The 14,989-nt window shown below is 37.5% G+C and carries 14 protein-coding genes and 1 pseudogene; 7 read left to right on the plus strand and 8 right to left on the minus strand.

Annotation, left to right across the window (positions count from 1 at the left end; all coding sequences use genetic code 11):
• Together MCS_RS08490 and MCS_RS06510 are read left to right on the plus strand one after the other, a co-directional pair.
• A partial coding sequence (locus tag MCS_RS08490; RefSeq protein WP_040296614.1) for a hypothetical protein occupies window positions 1–330 on the plus strand: 330 nt, incomplete at its 5' end.
• Window positions 331–337: 7 nt separating this feature from the next.
• A complete protein-coding gene (locus MCS_RS06510) occupies window positions 338–769 on the plus strand; it encodes a hypothetical protein (protein ID WP_004856618.1) in 432 nt (143 codons plus the stop codon).
• A gap of 555 nt (window positions 770–1,324) precedes the next feature.
• Here MCS_RS06510 and MCS_RS08920 read toward each other — a convergent pair.
• Entirely contained in the window at window positions 1,325–1,570 is a 246-nt protein-coding gene (locus tag MCS_RS08920) for a hypothetical protein (RefSeq protein ID WP_483413611.1), read from the minus strand.
• 1,245 nt (window positions 1,571–2,815) lie between these two features.
• On the opposite strand from MCS_RS08920, the gene MCS_RS06515 reads away from it, so the two are divergent.
• A complete protein-coding gene (locus tag MCS_RS06515; RefSeq protein WP_004856622.1) occupies window positions 2,816–3,523 on the plus strand; it encodes a DUF4167 domain-containing protein in 708 nt (235 codons plus the stop codon).
• Between the two features lie 598 nt (window positions 3,524–4,121).
• On the opposite strand, the gene MCS_RS06520 is transcribed toward MCS_RS06515, so the two are convergent.
• The 4 genes from MCS_RS06520 to MCS_RS06535 form a co-directional block, all read right to left on the minus strand.
• Window positions 4,122–4,613, minus strand: a complete 492-nt coding sequence (locus tag MCS_RS06520; protein ID WP_004856624.1) for a hypothetical protein — start codon at window positions 4,611–4,613, stop codon at window positions 4,122–4,124.
• Between the two features lie 117 nt (window positions 4,614–4,730).
• Window positions 4,731–5,024, minus strand: coding sequence for a hypothetical protein (locus tag MCS_RS08725; RefSeq protein ID WP_035452219.1), 294 nt, complete (start codon window positions 5,022–5,024; stop codon window positions 4,731–4,733).
• A gap of 229 nt (window positions 5,025–5,253) precedes the next feature.
• On the minus strand, window positions 5,254–6,267 hold the full coding sequence (locus MCS_RS06530) for a sensor histidine kinase (protein ID WP_004856625.1): 1,014 nt from the start codon (window positions 6,265–6,267) through the stop codon (window positions 5,254–5,256).
• 20 nt (window positions 6,268–6,287) lie between these two features.
• A complete protein-coding gene (locus MCS_RS06535) occupies window positions 6,288–7,085 on the minus strand; it encodes a response regulator (protein WP_004856627.1) in 798 nt (265 codons plus the stop codon).
• A 169-nt stretch (window positions 7,086–7,254) separates the two neighbouring features.
• Here MCS_RS06535 and MCS_RS06540 point away from each other — a divergent pair, with 169 nt between their 5' ends.
• The 3 genes from MCS_RS06540 to MCS_RS06550 all read left to right on the plus strand — a co-directional run bounded on the left by MCS_RS06540 (window position 7,255) and on the right by MCS_RS06550 (window position 9,670).
• Window positions 7,255–7,458 (plus strand): NepR family anti-sigma factor, encoded by a 204-nt coding sequence (locus tag MCS_RS06540; protein WP_004856628.1) that lies wholly within the window; start codon window positions 7,255–7,257, stop codon window positions 7,456–7,458.
• A 7-nt stretch (window positions 7,459–7,465) separates the two neighbouring features.
• Window positions 7,466–8,020, plus strand: a complete 555-nt coding sequence (locus tag MCS_RS06545; protein ID WP_004856630.1) for an RNA polymerase sigma factor — start codon at window positions 7,466–7,468, stop codon at window positions 8,018–8,020.
• Window positions 8,021–8,245: 225 nt separating this feature from the next.
• Window positions 8,246–9,670: a sensor histidine kinase gene (locus tag MCS_RS06550; protein WP_004856632.1), complete on the plus strand. Its 1,425-nt coding sequence runs from the start codon at window positions 8,246–8,248 to the stop codon at window positions 9,668–9,670.
• 50 nt (window positions 9,671–9,720) lie between these two features.
• Here the strand turns inward: MCS_RS06550 and MCS_RS06555 are convergent, their stop codons facing one another.
• From MCS_RS06555 to MCS_RS08385, 3 genes are all read right to left on the minus strand, one after another.
• Window positions 9,721–11,235 (minus strand): metallophosphoesterase, encoded by a 1,515-nt coding sequence (locus MCS_RS06555; RefSeq protein ID WP_004856634.1) that lies wholly within the window; start codon window positions 11,233–11,235, stop codon window positions 9,721–9,723.
• Window positions 11,236–11,821: 586 nt separating this feature from the next.
• Window positions 11,822–12,967, minus strand: a complete 1,146-nt coding sequence (locus MCS_RS06560; RefSeq protein ID WP_004856636.1) for a metallophosphoesterase — start codon at window positions 12,965–12,967, stop codon at window positions 11,822–11,824.
• Between the two features lie 407 nt (window positions 12,968–13,374).
• Complete coding sequence (locus MCS_RS08385; RefSeq protein WP_004856638.1) at window positions 13,375–13,518, minus strand: hypothetical protein; 144 nt, start codon at window positions 13,516–13,518, stop codon at window positions 13,375–13,377.
• Between the two features lie 339 nt (window positions 13,519–13,857).
• Here MCS_RS08385 and MCS_RS06565 point away from each other — a divergent pair.
• Window positions 13,858–14,989 (plus strand): annotated as a pseudogene (locus MCS_RS06565) (autotransporter outer membrane beta-barrel domain-containing protein); the annotation flags it as partial.

Genomic DNA, 14,989 nt, shown 5'->3' on the forward strand with positions numbered 1-14,989 from the left:
AAAAACAGAAAAACAGAAAAACAGAAAAACAGAAAAACAGAAAATAACTGCGTTTTCCCGTTTAGAAAATTCGTTCTTTTCTTTCTATCAGGTTTTACATCAACAAAGTCGTATGATAGAGCTCCTCTAGCTTTTTTATTATGCAAATTTTATGAGAGCTGCAATACCAAAGAAGGTCAAAATGATACAGATGACTTTGAGCAAAAGAAGCATTTGGTACAAAAAAAGAAAGACTGCTCATTGCAACATATATTGGGGATTGGTACTTTGCTCATTTATGCTGTAAAAGGCTTGTTTTTGGATGTTTTATCTTGTGATATTAGAGGATAAGGTCTTTATGGAAAAAAGAATCCAAGCGAGGCGAAAAGCTTATTTCAAAAAATTATATCACAAGATTTCTTTTGTTTGTATCATTCTTTGTTGTACATTGGTTGTTTCCTTTGCCATTATGAAAATTATTCGTCATTTTTCTGCTTCAAAACAAGAAACGCAACAAGTTTCTACGGAATTGGATATTCCAGCGTTTGATCTTCGCGTCTATTGTAAAGAAATTTCCGCTTCAGTTATACCCGATGTAAAAAAAGAAGTTTATCATCGCTGTATAAATTTAGAAAGTGAAGCTTATTTTGCAATTCGTGAAATGTGGGATGATCTTTCTCAAGATACAAAGAAAAAATGTGTGAAAATGGTGCGGCCAGGAGACGGAAACTATTTTCTTTTACGGGATTGTCTTATCAATGAAAAAGATAAAGCACGCAATCACTTTTAAGTTTTGATGTGCATATTTAAAAAAGCAGACGAAATTTTATAAAAGAGTATAGATATAAACAATCTCGTTCTTAAAGAATTTTCATGCTATGAAAAGTGTGCTTTTTTCTTACTCTTAGCGTTGGTACAAATCTTACATTTGAAAGAAAGCGTAAAGCTTTTAAGAGATAAGATATAAATGCTAATGTTGTATGGCATTTTTCATGGGGTTATTGAGAAAGCAGAAAAATCTATGCAAAAGTTTATTCTTTTCGCGGATATTCATGAAATACAAAAATTTATCGTTTTTCTGTGATGTAGTTTTCTTTTTTTCAATCTGAAGACTCTTCAAAATTTATCATAAAACTGCCGTATTATTATTGACAATGAGTGTAGATCTAGCGCTTATTGAGGTGCGGATTAGGTGCTTGAGAGGATTATTATGTTTGCTACGTCTCTCCCAGTGGCCAGATCTGTAGTCCATCGTCACCGCTCCATAGTGCTCCGACAGTTGTGTGTCGCAGCTGTCGGAGGTGGGCTTCTCCTAGAGGTTTAGCGGGGTTTATGAATTTTTTGACTAAGAGCACAATGAGTTATTTTCTGTTTCCTGTAAAAAAGGGTTAAGATTTCCTTGCTTAAAGTGTGAAGAATCCTGAAACAAAAAATCAGCTGTCTGTGTGCTGATGTCATCTGCAAAAACGTCTGGTGTCGGATTTTTATGGGTATTGCGTTGCTTGTAATAGTGCTTATCTGTTGCACAGGTTTCAAATAAAATGCCATTGGGTATGTTATCGGTGGTGTGGATGGAAATATTGTGTGTTATTCCGCTAAATGTGCATTGGTTAAGAGGGGTATACCAGAGAGGGCTGCAATAAAGGCAAGAACAAGCCGTATGCTTTCATGTGGTTTCCATTTTAAATGACACTTGCTGAATGTGTACCATTACAGGCGGGGAAGAGATTATGTGGTTGTGGCGTTAAATTTTGAACTTCAAGTTGTGAAGTAGCAAGAGAATAAATAATTTGTAAAGCGCCGGTGATGAAAAAATGTTCTATTGATTGATGAGAGGGAACTTTGTGTTGTAAAAGATTATGCTCTCACTGATGCCATTGGTCTTTTTTCTGTTGCATGCATTTGAGAGCTTGGCTGTTTGTTTTTGTGGAGTGTATTTTTTCTTTTTGCATGTTTGGCTTGCTACCAAATTGTCGCCCTAATTCAATTATATAGCCTACAATTTTAGCTCAAAATTGATCCTATTTGTTGGCTTGTTCCATTAAGAAGAGTAATCTGTTAACGGTAAATGTACTTGAATAATGCTCTCTGCTAATCTATCTATAGGTACCGAGTGGTCTTGTAATGCAAGAGGGGGATTATTCCTAGGAGAAGGGGGTTGCTTTAGAGTATAAGAGAGGCTATGTTAGCACAAATGATGCATTCATATGGCAATGTTGTGAAGGTATCAATGTCATGCGCTCAATGTGCAGAGGCACAAAGCACAAAATATAAAAAAGTATAAACAAAATATAAAAAAAGCATAAATATGTGTAAAAGCGCAAATATAAATGCAAAAGAATGCACTAAGTATCAAGCAAGGGGAGTAAGTATTAGCGGGGTAGAGTGTATCAGCGTTTTTTTAGGAGCAGTGGTTTTAAAAGCAAAAAAAGAGATGATTAAGTAAAAAAGAGACAAGTGTTTGCTTGGTAGCAGGAGTTATTTGTTTGTTTTCCAGAACTTTTGTGTGTATATTTTCATTTTTTATTGTTTTTCCACAAGATGATTATTTTCTTTTAGTAAAATATGGTTTATTGAAAAAAAACACTTGGCATTTTATGTGAACATCACTAGGTTTCTTCTGGTTAACAGAGAAATAGGGAATTTTGGGCTTACGATTTCCCTGCTGTTTTTGTGATTTCAAAAAATATATGCTTTATCAAATATCAGTAGGTATCATTTGAGTGAAGTAAAACGCGGATAGTCTGATAACCGTATTTTAAACACGACCAGCATTATTAAAAAAATGCAATGAAGAAGAGTCAATTAAGAGACACACACTCCAAAAGGGATGAATATGAGGCCACAACAAAATAGACGGGTGCGCGGGCGCAATAATAACAATAATAGCAATAATAATCGTCGCGGTCCTAATCCGTTATCTCGGAATTATGAAAGTAGCGGCCCGGATGTTAAAATTCGTGGAAATGCACAACAAATTGCAGACAAGTACTTAAGTCTTGCACGCGATGCACAAGGCGCGGGTGATCGCGTTATGTCAGAGAATTATCTCCAACATGCTGAGCATTATTTACGTATTATTCTGGCTGCGGTCGGACAAACATCCCAACATGTTCGGCGTGATGAAAATCGTGATGAAAATAATGAGCAAGGGTGTGATGAAATAAACACTGAAAGTGAACAAAAAGATGCTGTCAGTTATGATAGCTTTGCATCACAGCCGCAGCCGCAGCCGCAGAAAAATGGTCATGCTACGGGCGCATTAGATGCATGTGCTTTTCAAGAGGAGAAAACTGACCAAGAGCAAAATACTGCGGAAAAAAATACGGAAACTGGTAAAAAAACACGGCGACCTTCACGGCGGCGTGCACCGCGGATGCAGGAAGAATCATCTCTTGAATTATCCCGTGCAACGTCAGAAAATTCTGCAAATGAAGAAGGATCGGCAGAAAAAGTTGCTTCTCTTCCTTTGTTAGGAGAAGAAATACAGAGAAAACCGCGTCGACGTCGGGTCGCAACCTCTTCGGCAGAGGAAAATGCCTAGATAAAAAGCATCTTGAAGCACGCCTAGTAACTTTGCTATCTTTCTTGGAATTATTGTTTGCTTGATGGGCAAGGTGAGGGATATTTCTTTTGTCCTTTGTCAAAACAAGAAAAGTTAGCAAAATATGCCAATCTTTTTGACGTGGAGAGCCATGAAGAAAACAATGTGCAAGGAAGTACATTATAAAAAAATCTGAGAGTGAATGGATAAAAGGATACGGTCAGTTGTGAGAGCCTTGTGTCACAAGATGTTGGTAAAAAGCATGCTCAGTACAAAAACATAAAATGAATGTAATTGTAGATATATGAGGTAGTTGCGCCCTTTCGGCTAAAAAAGTGATTAAGGACAATACTTGTGAAAGAATGTATTGGAATTGTCAAAAAGCACGATGCTTCTTTTTTTGTGTGTAACGCTGGAAATTGATGCGCAATGACAGAAAACTTTGTGAATGAAGAAGGATCGGCAGAAATTTTTTCTCTCTTTTTGTGAAGAGAAAAATGCAAAGAAAATTGCACGAACGTTTGGGTATTATATGCTCTGAAAAGGGCACTATTTCAACAGTAAGGCGTTGTATAAGTGTTTATGAGCATAATGTCGTTTACCTAGAGATGGTGTTTTGTTCCTGGGGGAGAGTGCTTGGTATTTTTTCCGTTGTTTCAGTCTCTTCTGCTGTTTCAAGGGAAAAAACAGCGATAAGTGCACCGGTATGATAATTGTAAATCATGAATTTTATTTGTCCGTCTGGCGTGAGAGTTTTGAATACAATATTGTGTTCCGAAAGGCTTTGCGACAGAATTTGTGTTTTTTTAGGTAAGGAAAGCGTGTGGTAAAGAGTTGTTGTATTTTTGCTGTAAGAAGAAGATGACTCTTTTTGTTTGGAAGCTGATGGTGTTGCTACAATTTTGTAAACAACTCCAAAGAGTACAGCAAGAATAAGAATAAGCGTAATTGAAATGGAAACAATCATTAAAAGCATAAGCTTCTTTCTTATGCGTTCTACCGCAGGATCTAAAGGTTGATCTTGAGGCAAAGCACATTGCTCAGTGTGATGATTACTTGAAGTATGAAGCTGTTGTTTATCATCCATCATTTTACACTCTTTCATTGATTTTTTCTTAGAGCCTGATGGGTTTATGCTTTTCAGGGGTTTTGTGCAAGAAGTTTATAGGGATGTTTGTAGAAGAGATGATGTGGTAAAAATGTCTGTTTATTGATCTGTTGATAGGCTCTCATGGGTGTTTTGGCTTTTTAACAGAAAATTTCCTCGATTTGTTACAGACCAAATGAGATTGACGTCTTGTTGATGTAAGTTTGTCTGTATGCTTGTGCATTGGGCAAAGATTTGTTGCCCATAAGATGCATATTCTTTTGTTGAAGGTATCATGGCTTGCTCACATGTCTGAGCTGTTGGGTAGATTTTTACCATCGTATTATTGGAATAACAGCTGTTAAAGTCATCTGTACATGAAACCAATAAGAGGATAAAAACAAGAGGATTCATACCATATTTTCCAAATGAGGGCTTAACAGCTTAAAAGGCAATCTGTCAGCTTCTTAGTCGCTTTCTCCTTGTTAAACGTTTTCAGAGATTCATTGTTCCCATTGGCATTGTGCTTGTGAGAGAGCTATGAGAGGCTCCGTTCTCAAAGGTTGGTTGTGTGAAAAATTTTTTTGAGTTGAGAAAGAGAGATTGTGAAGGGCGCTCTAGCCAGAGCGGGTATTCTGCTTTTTTAAGAAAATGTATCAAAATAAGTATCAGGAACACAGAGGCAGTAAACAATGCCTTCTTCAGTCAACTTTAAAGAAGCCGTACCATTGACAGAAACGGGGACAATTTTTTCTAAAACAGCACTCCCAAAACAAGCTTTGTTATCGGTCGAAAGAAGAGTTCCTGCTTCAAAAGATTCGTTCCAGGTTATGCAAAGTTGGGTTTTTTCATTAATTTTTGTGTGGATTTCACAGCGCACACATACTTTTCCCCCTTCTTGTGATAAGGCACCAAAAGAGAGAGAGTTAACAATAAGTTCATGGAAAGCCAAACCAATATGTAAAGCTGCATTGGGAAAAAGATAAGGATCCACGCCTTCAAGTGAGAAGCGCTCGGTGTCTTTTACCAAATAACCTAAAGCTTGTGAGTGGACCAATTCGCGGAATTGTGCACCACGCCAATCGGAATCGGTGATCAGATCTTGAGAATGAGAAAGTGAATGGATGCGTCCTTGAAATTTGCGTAAAAAAACCTGAAGCGATTCAGTATAGCGCGCTGTTTGGCTGGCAATACTTTGGATGATGGCAAGCAGATTTTTAGAACGATGACTGACTTCTCGCAGCAATATTTTTAGTACCTGCTCACGTCGACGCAGCCCTGAAATATCTACTCCTGTGGTGATAATACCGATAATTTCTCCGTTATCATTGCGATGGCAGTCAATAGAAAATTTATACCAAATGGCTTGTTTTGCCATATCCTCAAATCGCGCTTCAATGGTTTGCATTTTACCAGTTGCTAAAGTCTGCAACTTGATTGTTTCCATATTGTCAGCAAGATCAAGCGAAAAAAAATCACTGTCACGACACCCAACGCGCCATTTGTTGTGTAAATGTTTTGGCAGGTTTTCAGCCCATAAATAAACCAGATTTGTGGTCTGATATAAAACGCAAATATCAGCACCACGAATTGCTTGCATGAGAGCGCTCAGATGTGATTTATCCATCGAAGGAGTTGGAACAGGTGTAACAATCATGAGTAAAATGTTATCTTGTTCTAAGCAGCTTTGGAAGCATTCTCTTGAAAAAATAAAGCCTGTGAAATAAGTGCTTTCACCATATCAGGATTAAAGGGCTTGGTGACTAAAAAAGTTGGTTCTGGACGCTCTCCTGTCAACAACCTTTCAGGAAAAGCTGTGATAAAGATCACAGGTATATGGTCATTCTTCAAAATATCATTGACGGCATCAATGCCGGAACTGTTATCGGCCAATTGAATATCCGCTAAAATGAGCCGTGGCTTTTTTTTATGATACAGCAAAATAGCTTCATCACGCGTGCGTGCTATTCCTACAACTTGATGGCCTAGGCTTTCAACCATTTGCTCAATATCCATTGCAATAAGAGGTTCGTCTTCGATAATCATAACTTGTGTTGCAATTTGTTGCGAAATATCAATCGATGCTTGGTTGAGGAGTTTACGGAATTCTTTCGCGTCAAGATCCATGATTTCTCTGGCTTCTTGTTCATTAAATCCTTCAACCGCAACCAACAAAAATGCTTGGCGTGCACGTGGTGTTAAATACGATAATTTGGCATTGCTCTTTTGTTCAAAACCCAATTGCGGCAGGGGTTCTGGGATATTGGGTGTTGTTTGGTCAAAAAGATGACAAAAAAGCCAATAGACACCAATGCGATCACTGCTGGATGCTTTTGGAAAAATGGAAATGTCAGCAATAAGCGCTTCTAACATTGCCGATACATAAGCATCACCAGAAGATTGATTGCCCGTGACAGAACGGGCGAAACGTCGAAGATAGGGCAGATGTGGTGCGATGCGCATTGATAATGACATAATCTATAACTCCTTTGCTCTTTGCAAGCACTTTCATGATTGAAATCTTTGAGAGATGAAAAAGTTCCTCTGTTTGTATGGAACTTTTTTTCTACAACTATATTTACAACCATAAGGCGAAATATTCTTCGCGGTGCTACTTATAATATATGGATTAGGGGGATAAAAAATGAACGACCGTGATGAAAAAAATCTCACCAACCACTTTTCATTAAGAGAGGATCTTCTCGGGGTCAATAGTGAAATAGCGCGGAAATTGCGTCAATTTTATACGGAAATTCAGGAAGAGCCTCTTCCCAAGCGATTGTTGGAGTTGTTGGAGAAGTTAGAGCAAGCAGAGCAATTTAGCATAAACAATATAGAAAAGGTTTGAATCCTTTATGGCAAAGGGCGTGGAAGACTTTAAAAAAGAATTACTTTTAATCCTCCCGGCTCTTCGGGCTTTTGCTGTTTCTTTAAGCAGCAATCACGATAAAGCCGAAGATTTGGTGCAAGACACCATTATGAAGGCATGGGCTAAACAAGACAGCTTTGAGATGGGTACAAACCTTAAAGCGTGGCTTTTTACAATTTTACGCAATGAATTTTACAGCCAGATGCGCAAAAAAGGAAGAGAAGTTCAAGACAGTGATGGTGTGTTTACACAAAATGTCGCTGTTCATCCTGCACAATATGGATCGCTTGATTTGCAAGATTTTAAAAAAGCTTTAAATTTATTATCTCCTGATCAAAGAGAAGCCATTATTCTTATTGGAGCGTCTGGTTTTTCTTATGAGGATGCTGCTACTATTTGTGGTTGCGCTATTGGTACTATAAAAAGCCGTGTGAGTAGGGCGCGTCATCGTTTGCAGGAGCTTTTGAAAGTGGATGGTGAATCCGATTATGGTCCCGATGCTTATTCAGCTGGAAGTACATTGTGTTCATTTAACGGCTAAAAAAGCATAATAATTATGATTGATAGCCTTGTTTTTTTTATTCCCGTTATAGCTATTAAAGTAAGGTCAGTATTCTGATGAAATTCAGAGTGTTTGGCGTGTATCTTTGGGGAAAATAAGGAAAGCCTGTATGAAATTATCCATCGGGCTTTTTGCCTATGATCCATAAGCAGTCCTCTTTTGTGCTGGAAAATGACAAATTTCAGGTTCGCCGATGGAAATTATATGACGACAAAGACGAATTTGTTTCAAAAAAGGCCCTCTTCTGATGCTATATCACGCTGGCGTTGGGTGGCTCTCACTGTTTCTCTTATTATGGCCCTTTTGGCATCAACCTTTATTATATTGCTTTCAAATGCCGTTGATCACGAAATAGCACAGTTGAATACAAGTTCAGAATTGCGTGAACAGGCTGATTTGGCCCTCATTCGTTTGATCGATATGGCGGTTGCGGATCGTAACTACGCAAGAACCAAAAAGCGCGAAGATAAAGTACGCTTTGAAAATGTGGTACATGATCTTGATGCAACTCTTGAGTATACCGCACTGATTGTTTACGCACATCCGCAATGGTATGAATGGTTTATCTCTTTTAAAAAAGAGGTCGAAGCACGCAGAGATTTTCTTAGTGCCCATATGCTTTCTCTTGATTTTATTGAACGTTCTTCTCAATTCTTTATCCCTTCTGAAAGCCAAAAGATTCAAGTAGCGGATTTAGCGCACTTGATGACCAGTTTTTTGAATGGGGATGATGAGGTGCGGCAAAAGCGGCGTGAGGGTATTGCACTTATGCGTGCGGCTTTAACATTGGCAGCGATTATTTCTGTCGTGAGTACGTTTATTTCCGCTTATTTTGTGGTTAATCGTTTTCAACGTGATGTGCGTACTTTAAAAATGTATCAGTTGTTGCTTCATAGTGAAAACCTAGCCCTTGAAGCCCGTGTGAAAGAACGTACACAAGAATTGGAAAGAGCCCGCAATCACGCTGAAAAAGAACGTCAACGTGTTGAAATGTTGTTACAGGATGCAAGCCATCGCATTGGCAATTCTCTTGGTACGGTGTCTTCTTTGCTTAGCTTGCAGTTAAATCGGAGCAAAAATGAAGAAGTGCGTTCTGTTCTTGGGGCTGCACGCGACCGTATCCAGACAATATCCACTGCGCATCGCCGTTTACGTTTGAGTGATGATATGGAAACAACTTTATTAGCGGAGTTTCTCAGTTCTGTGGTGCATGATGTTGAATTGGCTGTCCCTTTTGAATTACGCGAAAATATCACCATCCACACTTCTTTTAAAGATTGTAGCTTGTCTTCACGTGATGCAACGACGCTTGGAATTATTCTTGGTGAATTGCTGACAAATTCTTTAAAACATGCCTTTCCAGATCAGCGCTCTGGTCACATTTATGTTTCATTTGGTCCTCAGCAAGACGGGCAATGGGTGTTGATTGTGGAGGATGATGGTGTAGGCATAAAGCATCAAACTTCAGAGCAAAAAACAGGTCTTGGTCGTTTGGTTATTGAACAGCTTTGTATGCAGTTTGGTGAAAAACCTCTTTTTGAAACTTCTGCTTTGGGTGGAACAAAAGTTACAATCCCTTTGCCAAAATTGGAAACGAATAGTTCAAAGGAAGCGCCATTTACTTCGTAAAAGGAAGTTTTAACATCCCTTTTTGTTTGCCAATAATGAGGATAATATTCTTATAAATTACTACAGCTTTTTGATAATTTTTTGTAGGTGCCTATCTTGCCCAAATCCTCAATCAAAACGGGTTTTCCTGTTCTTCCATTATAGGCTTTAACATATATATCTTTTCCCTGTACATTGATGAGGTAATACTCTCCTTTGAACAATGCTCCCGCTGTGTATACGGGAATATTTCCAAAGACTTTGTCATCCTGTGCACGGCAAAAGAATCGCCGATGCTCATGTCCTACAAAGATTGCTTTGACATTATGAGAGGTAATGATTGATTTAAATGCTGATAGACCTTGAGCTTTTTGGGGATGAAGAAAATGCGAATCATTGTCTTTAAAATAAGGACGAGCATCGTGGAAATTGAGAATTGTAATTTTCCCCCTTCTATCAGCAGCAGCTAAATCTTTCTTCAACCATTTCAAAGCTCTCGTTATTGTTATGATGTTATTACCGTCACGTAAATTGACCGTATAAGTTGGGTAATTATGAAGCTGTACATAGTGAATATCTCCATAATCCCATGAATAACTTAAACTTCCAGTTATTACATTACGCATTCTTTCATGTTGAATGATTTGACGATAAGTCACGTCTTGATTGAACTGAGGTAACGCCATGCTGTATTTTTTTATTTCTTCGAACATTCTTTGAACAGCACTCACCGCACATGCATCCTTTGAAAGGTTTGATATCGGTATTGTACAGTCGCGAATATTATTGTAGTAATCGTGATTACCTAGCCCTTCATATATAGGGTAAGCAATGGTTTTGTACACATTTGCATAATCTTGATAGGTTTGGGGGCGACCATACTCAGTTAAGTCACCATTAATGATATAGAATGCTGCTGCGTGTGATTCTATTGCATTTGCAACTTTCTTATTTTCCTTTATCCATGGGTCTCTGTTGCTGTTTGCGTTAGGATCTCCGGTTTCTAAGCGCCATGCTTGCGGATCAGCTGCTATGACAACAGAATACTGTTTTATTGGCTCCTTTCTTTTCACGTACCAAATTATTCTTGCGTTCTTACCTTGCTCTACTCTTTGTTCGAAATAATAATTTTTTTTGCTCGAGGTAATGGAGTATTCAGGGGCACCCGTATATGGATTATACCAACGGAATGTTAAAAGAGTTCCGTCATCTTGTACTTTATATTTCATCCAACCACCGGATCCAAAAAGCCAAGCATTAGATGTTGTTGCTGCTTTTCCTAGGGAGCCAGATGCAATCATATTCGAAGGTCCTGATTTTCCCCAATATTCACCTTTTTTCCATTCTCCACGCTCGATACCTTTATCAATTAATATCATGGAAGTAGGTGGATTTGTGAGTTCATTGACAATATAGACATCTGTTGAACGATCATCAAATGCAATTGGTTTAGGTTTGGGTAATTTGTCTATGAAGCTTCGCCTTGTTTCGTGTGTCACAGAAACATTTTGAGCGTGAGAAAAATAAGGCTTTATACAAACAAAGATGGCAAAAAAAATCGCTATTATTGTATGTCTATATTTCATAAATTTAATTTTCCAATTGTTACATTAAAAACGCTGCTCAATACATTAAAAAGCATTTTTAGAGACAAAAATTTTTACGATTTGTGTTTTAATATCTGGAAGAAATTTTACTCATATAATTTTTTTATGTTTTTTATCAGACAGCTTTGGATTATTTTTGCGCTTTATTATTTTTCTGTGAGAGGGGAGGCTTTGGTGAATATTTTCTCTCGTTGAGGAAACTGAATGCAAAAAAGGAAGAAATGAACAGAAGATAAGATTTCCCTTAGTTTGGGAGCAATTTATCAAGGAGCGTAAAGGATTTTTCTTTTTTGGTTGGTTATGTTTACCGTTGCAGATTTTCATTGTGCACAAACTTGAAAGGAGAGAGTGCCTATGTTTTTAACTGTCGGTATAGTTTTTGTATTGAACAGCTTTGTATGCAGTTTGGTAAAAAACCTCTTTTTGAAACTTCTGCTTTGGGTGGAACAAAAGTTACAATCCCTTTGCCAAAATTGGAAACGAATAGTTCAAAGGAAGCGCCATTTACTTCGTAAAAGGGGATGTTAACATCCCCTTTTGTTTGCCAATAATGAGGATAATATTCTTATAAATTACTACAGCTTTCTAATAATTCTGTGTGGGTGCCTATCTTGCCTAAATCCTCGATCAAAACGGGTTTTCCTGTTCTTCCATTATAGGCTTTAACATGTATATTTTTTCCCCGTACATTGATGAGGTAATAATCTCCTTTGTACAATGGCCCTGCTGTGTATACGGGGATATTTCCAAAGACTTTGTCATCCTGTGCGCGACAATAGCTCTGATAATGGGTGTGCCCGACAAAGATTGCTTTGACATTATGAGAGGTGATGATTGATTTAAATTCTGATAGATCTTGAGCATTTTCGGGTTTAAGAAAACGTGAATGACCATCAGCAAAAAATGGACGCGCATCGTGGAAGTTCATAATTGTGATTTTTTTTCGCGCGTCAGCTGCAGCTAAATCTTTTTTCAGCCAATCCAAAGAGCTTTTAACATGGATATTTGTATTATTTTGTTTTAAATTTGCTGTATAAGTTGGGTAATTGTGAAGTTGCACGTAGTGAATATCTCCATAATCCCATGAGTAACCAAAACTTCCTTCTATCAAGTGAACAGATGCGTGAGGATCGCCAGTCAAATTTTCTGTGATATCTTGATTGAAATGGGGAAGATTATTGCTGTATTTTCGTGTTTCTTCCATCATCCTAGAGAGAGCACTTATAGCACAGGCATCGCTTGAAGAATTCATTTCTTCAGGAATCGTACAATTACCAGCATTATTGGCATAATCATGATTTCCGAGTCCTTCATAAACAGGAGAGCCAAGGTTTTTGTATATATTTGCATAATCGTCATAGGTTTTTTTACGCCCAAATTCGGTTAAGTCACCATTGACAATATGAAAAGTTGCTTTCTGTGATTTTATCGCTTTTGCAATTTTCTCATTTTTACTAATCCAGTGTGCTCTGTTTGCTTCCGAGTTGGGATCACCATAATCCAAACGCCATGGTTGCGGATCAGCCATGATGATAGCGGTATAGTTCTTTATGGAAGTTTTTTTTCTTATGTCCGAAGATGTTTTTGAATAATCACTAGAGCTAGGGTCTTTTTGTTGTGTCAGATCTCCTTTTGTTGCTCCATAAACAAAAGATGTATAGTTAAAAATTGCTAAAGCAACAATCGTTATTGTTGTATAGTTATATTTCATACAGTACTTCCCCAATTATGATATTAAAAACGCTGTTAATATAGTATAAAATACCTTTAGAGACAATTATTTTTGCTGTTTGTGTTTTTGTTTGACATTTGTGCTCTTAGATAAAGCTTCTCTTCTTAAGTTTTACGCAATATATTTTAATAGATCTGGAAGAATTTTTGCTTATATAATTTTATAGTGTTTATTCCATAGTTTTGGATTGTTTTTGTACTTTATTATTTTTCTGTCGAGCATTTTAAAAATTCACACTTTTATACGTGATTCAAAAGTTGCCATGAAAGTTGCCATGTATGAACAGAGCATAAAAAGCAAATGACGATGCAAATATTATAACGCATAGGGGTCTTCAAAAGCAGCGATTATCCATAACAGTTCATAAATTTTATGATACATTTTCATTAAGCACTCTCATCTTTCCGCTTATGAAGGAGCAAGCCGGCATCATCATTATATTTTCCAGCTTCCAATGTTGCGACAGCCCTTACCTTAAGAGGGTTTATGAGAGGCAGTTGTAGTCCTTTTTGTATAGCTTTTATCCACATGGTAATCTCACTTGTGATGTGCAAGAGGATGGTTTTGATTGATTTAACATAGAGAGATTTGAAATGAGAGAAGCTTACGATATTCTAGGCTTTCATTTCCATTAAAAAGAATACTTATTCTTATATTTCTCTAAAAACTTCATAAGAGTTAAATATAACACTAAATGTATTTAATGTAATTATTGTGTTTCAAGTATTTATTTTATTTAAATGTGACATATAATAAGGAATACAATAGAACTATTAAAATATTTATTTGAAAATCATCCATTGTTTATTCTTCTTAGTTTCTTATAAGCGGGGGAGAAACATTGGGTGCTTGTAAGCTAGGAAAACTTTATGTTTAAAAAATCTCTCTTATCCTGCACAGCAATTGCAGCAATTGCACTGTTTGGTACGCATTCCAACGCACAGGCTGAAAGTCTTGTCGCGAATGGGAAAGTTGTAAACCCTCCAAAAGGCTCAACCTATGAAACTCTTGAAGCATTAGAGGGTGGCAAAATTTATGGTACAGATTTAACGCTGATTAATGATAAGTTAGACAAAAGTGCCGTATATGCCAACGATTCTGGCAGTGTAATTGAATTGTATGGAACAACCATTCAGCAACAGAAGACTCCTAATGTTAGCTGTAGGACTCCAGCAGAGAATGACACTTCTTGTTCTGCAGTTCTTTTAGAAAATGGAGCACATTTTAAGATGATTGGGGGGAGCATTACATCTAAAACGTGGGGTATCTATCTTTTAGGCTCTTCCGATATTACAACAGCCGAGCTTAAAAATGTGGACATAACCACGGATGCTACTGGAATACAATTCTACAATCCCAAGAGTGAATTAACTCTAGAAAATGTGAGGATTAAGAGCAGTGGGGTGGGGATAGAGTCACCGGGAATTGAAACTCAAATCACAATGTCTGGTGGCTTTATTCACGCAAAGCAGACAGGGGTATCGATTGATAACGGTTCTACTGCTTTTCTAAATGATGTTGAAATTATTGCAAAGGGTCGCGCACTTTCTGCTATGCATTATTCTCCTCAAAACGCTGACAAACCTTCCAAAATCGTGATGACGGGAGGATCCATTAAGACAGAATACTCTGCTTTTGATGTGGTCAGCGGTGCACAAATTGACGCCACAGATGTTACTGCAACGGCAAAAAAATTTGGCATAGAGATTGTAGATGGTCAAATCAATTTAACCAATACTAAGCTGTCTGTTGAAAATGGTATAGGCATTACTGCTTATTATGGTTCTGTTTCTGATTTCAGTAAAGTCAATCTCAAAAATACAAAAATCCACGCTGATGTTTTATTAAGGGGCAACAGCGTTTCTACACTCTTAACTGCAGATCACTCTTCTATAGAAGGGAGAGTGGACACTTCAGATGAGGTCAAAACAGTCTTTGATTTGAAGAATGGCACAACATGGACCATAAAAAACAGCAGAAGCGAAAAAGACGATGATGGTC

The organism is Bartonella doshiae NCTC 12862 = ATCC 700133 (assembly GCF_000278155.1).
GTDB classification, from domain to species: domain Bacteria; phylum Pseudomonadota; class Alphaproteobacteria; order Rhizobiales; family Rhizobiaceae; genus Bartonella; species Bartonella doshiae.

What these genes read in the sequence shown, in the direction of transcription:
- MCS_RS06535 (WP_004856627.1), bottom strand. Translation starts at nt 7,085, where the DNA reads ATGTCATTATCAATGCGCATCGCACCACATCTGCCCTATCTTCGACGT.
- MCS_RS06515 (WP_004856622.1), top strand. Translation starts at nt 2,816, where the DNA reads ATGAGGCCACAACAAAATAGACGGGTGCGCGGGCGCAATAATAACAAT.
- MCS_RS06560 (WP_004856636.1), bottom strand. Translation starts at nt 12,967, where the DNA reads ATGAAATATAACTATACAACAATAACGATTGTTGCTTTAGCAATTTTT.
- MCS_RS06550 (WP_004856632.1), top strand. Translation starts at nt 8,246, where the DNA reads ATGACGACAAAGACGAATTTGTTTCAAAAAAGGCCCTCTTCTGATGCT.
- MCS_RS06545 (WP_004856630.1), top strand. Translation starts at nt 7,466, where the DNA reads ATGGCAAAGGGCGTGGAAGACTTTAAAAAAGAATTACTTTTAATCCTC.
- MCS_RS06540 (WP_004856628.1), top strand. Translation starts at nt 7,255, where the DNA reads ATGAACGACCGTGATGAAAAAAATCTCACCAACCACTTTTCATTAAGA.
- MCS_RS06530 (WP_004856625.1), bottom strand. Translation starts at nt 6,267, where the DNA reads ATGATTGTTACACCTGTTCCAACTCCTTCGATGGATAAATCACATCTG.
- MCS_RS08385 (WP_004856638.1), bottom strand. Translation starts at nt 13,518, where the DNA reads ATGTGGATAAAAGCTATACAAAAAGGACTACAACTGCCTCTCATAAAC.
- MCS_RS08725 (WP_035452219.1), bottom strand. Translation starts at nt 5,024, where the DNA reads ATGAATCCTCTTGTTTTTATCCTCTTATTGGTTTCATGTACAGATGAC.
- MCS_RS06510 (WP_004856618.1), top strand. Translation starts at nt 338, where the DNA reads ATGGAAAAAAGAATCCAAGCGAGGCGAAAAGCTTATTTCAAAAAATTA.
- MCS_RS06555 (WP_004856634.1), bottom strand. Translation starts at nt 11,235, where the DNA reads ATGAAATATAGACATACAATAATAGCGATTTTTTTTGCCATCTTTGTT.
- MCS_RS06520 (WP_004856624.1), bottom strand. Translation starts at nt 4,613, where the DNA reads ATGATGGATGATAAACAACAGCTTCATACTTCAAGTAATCATCACACT.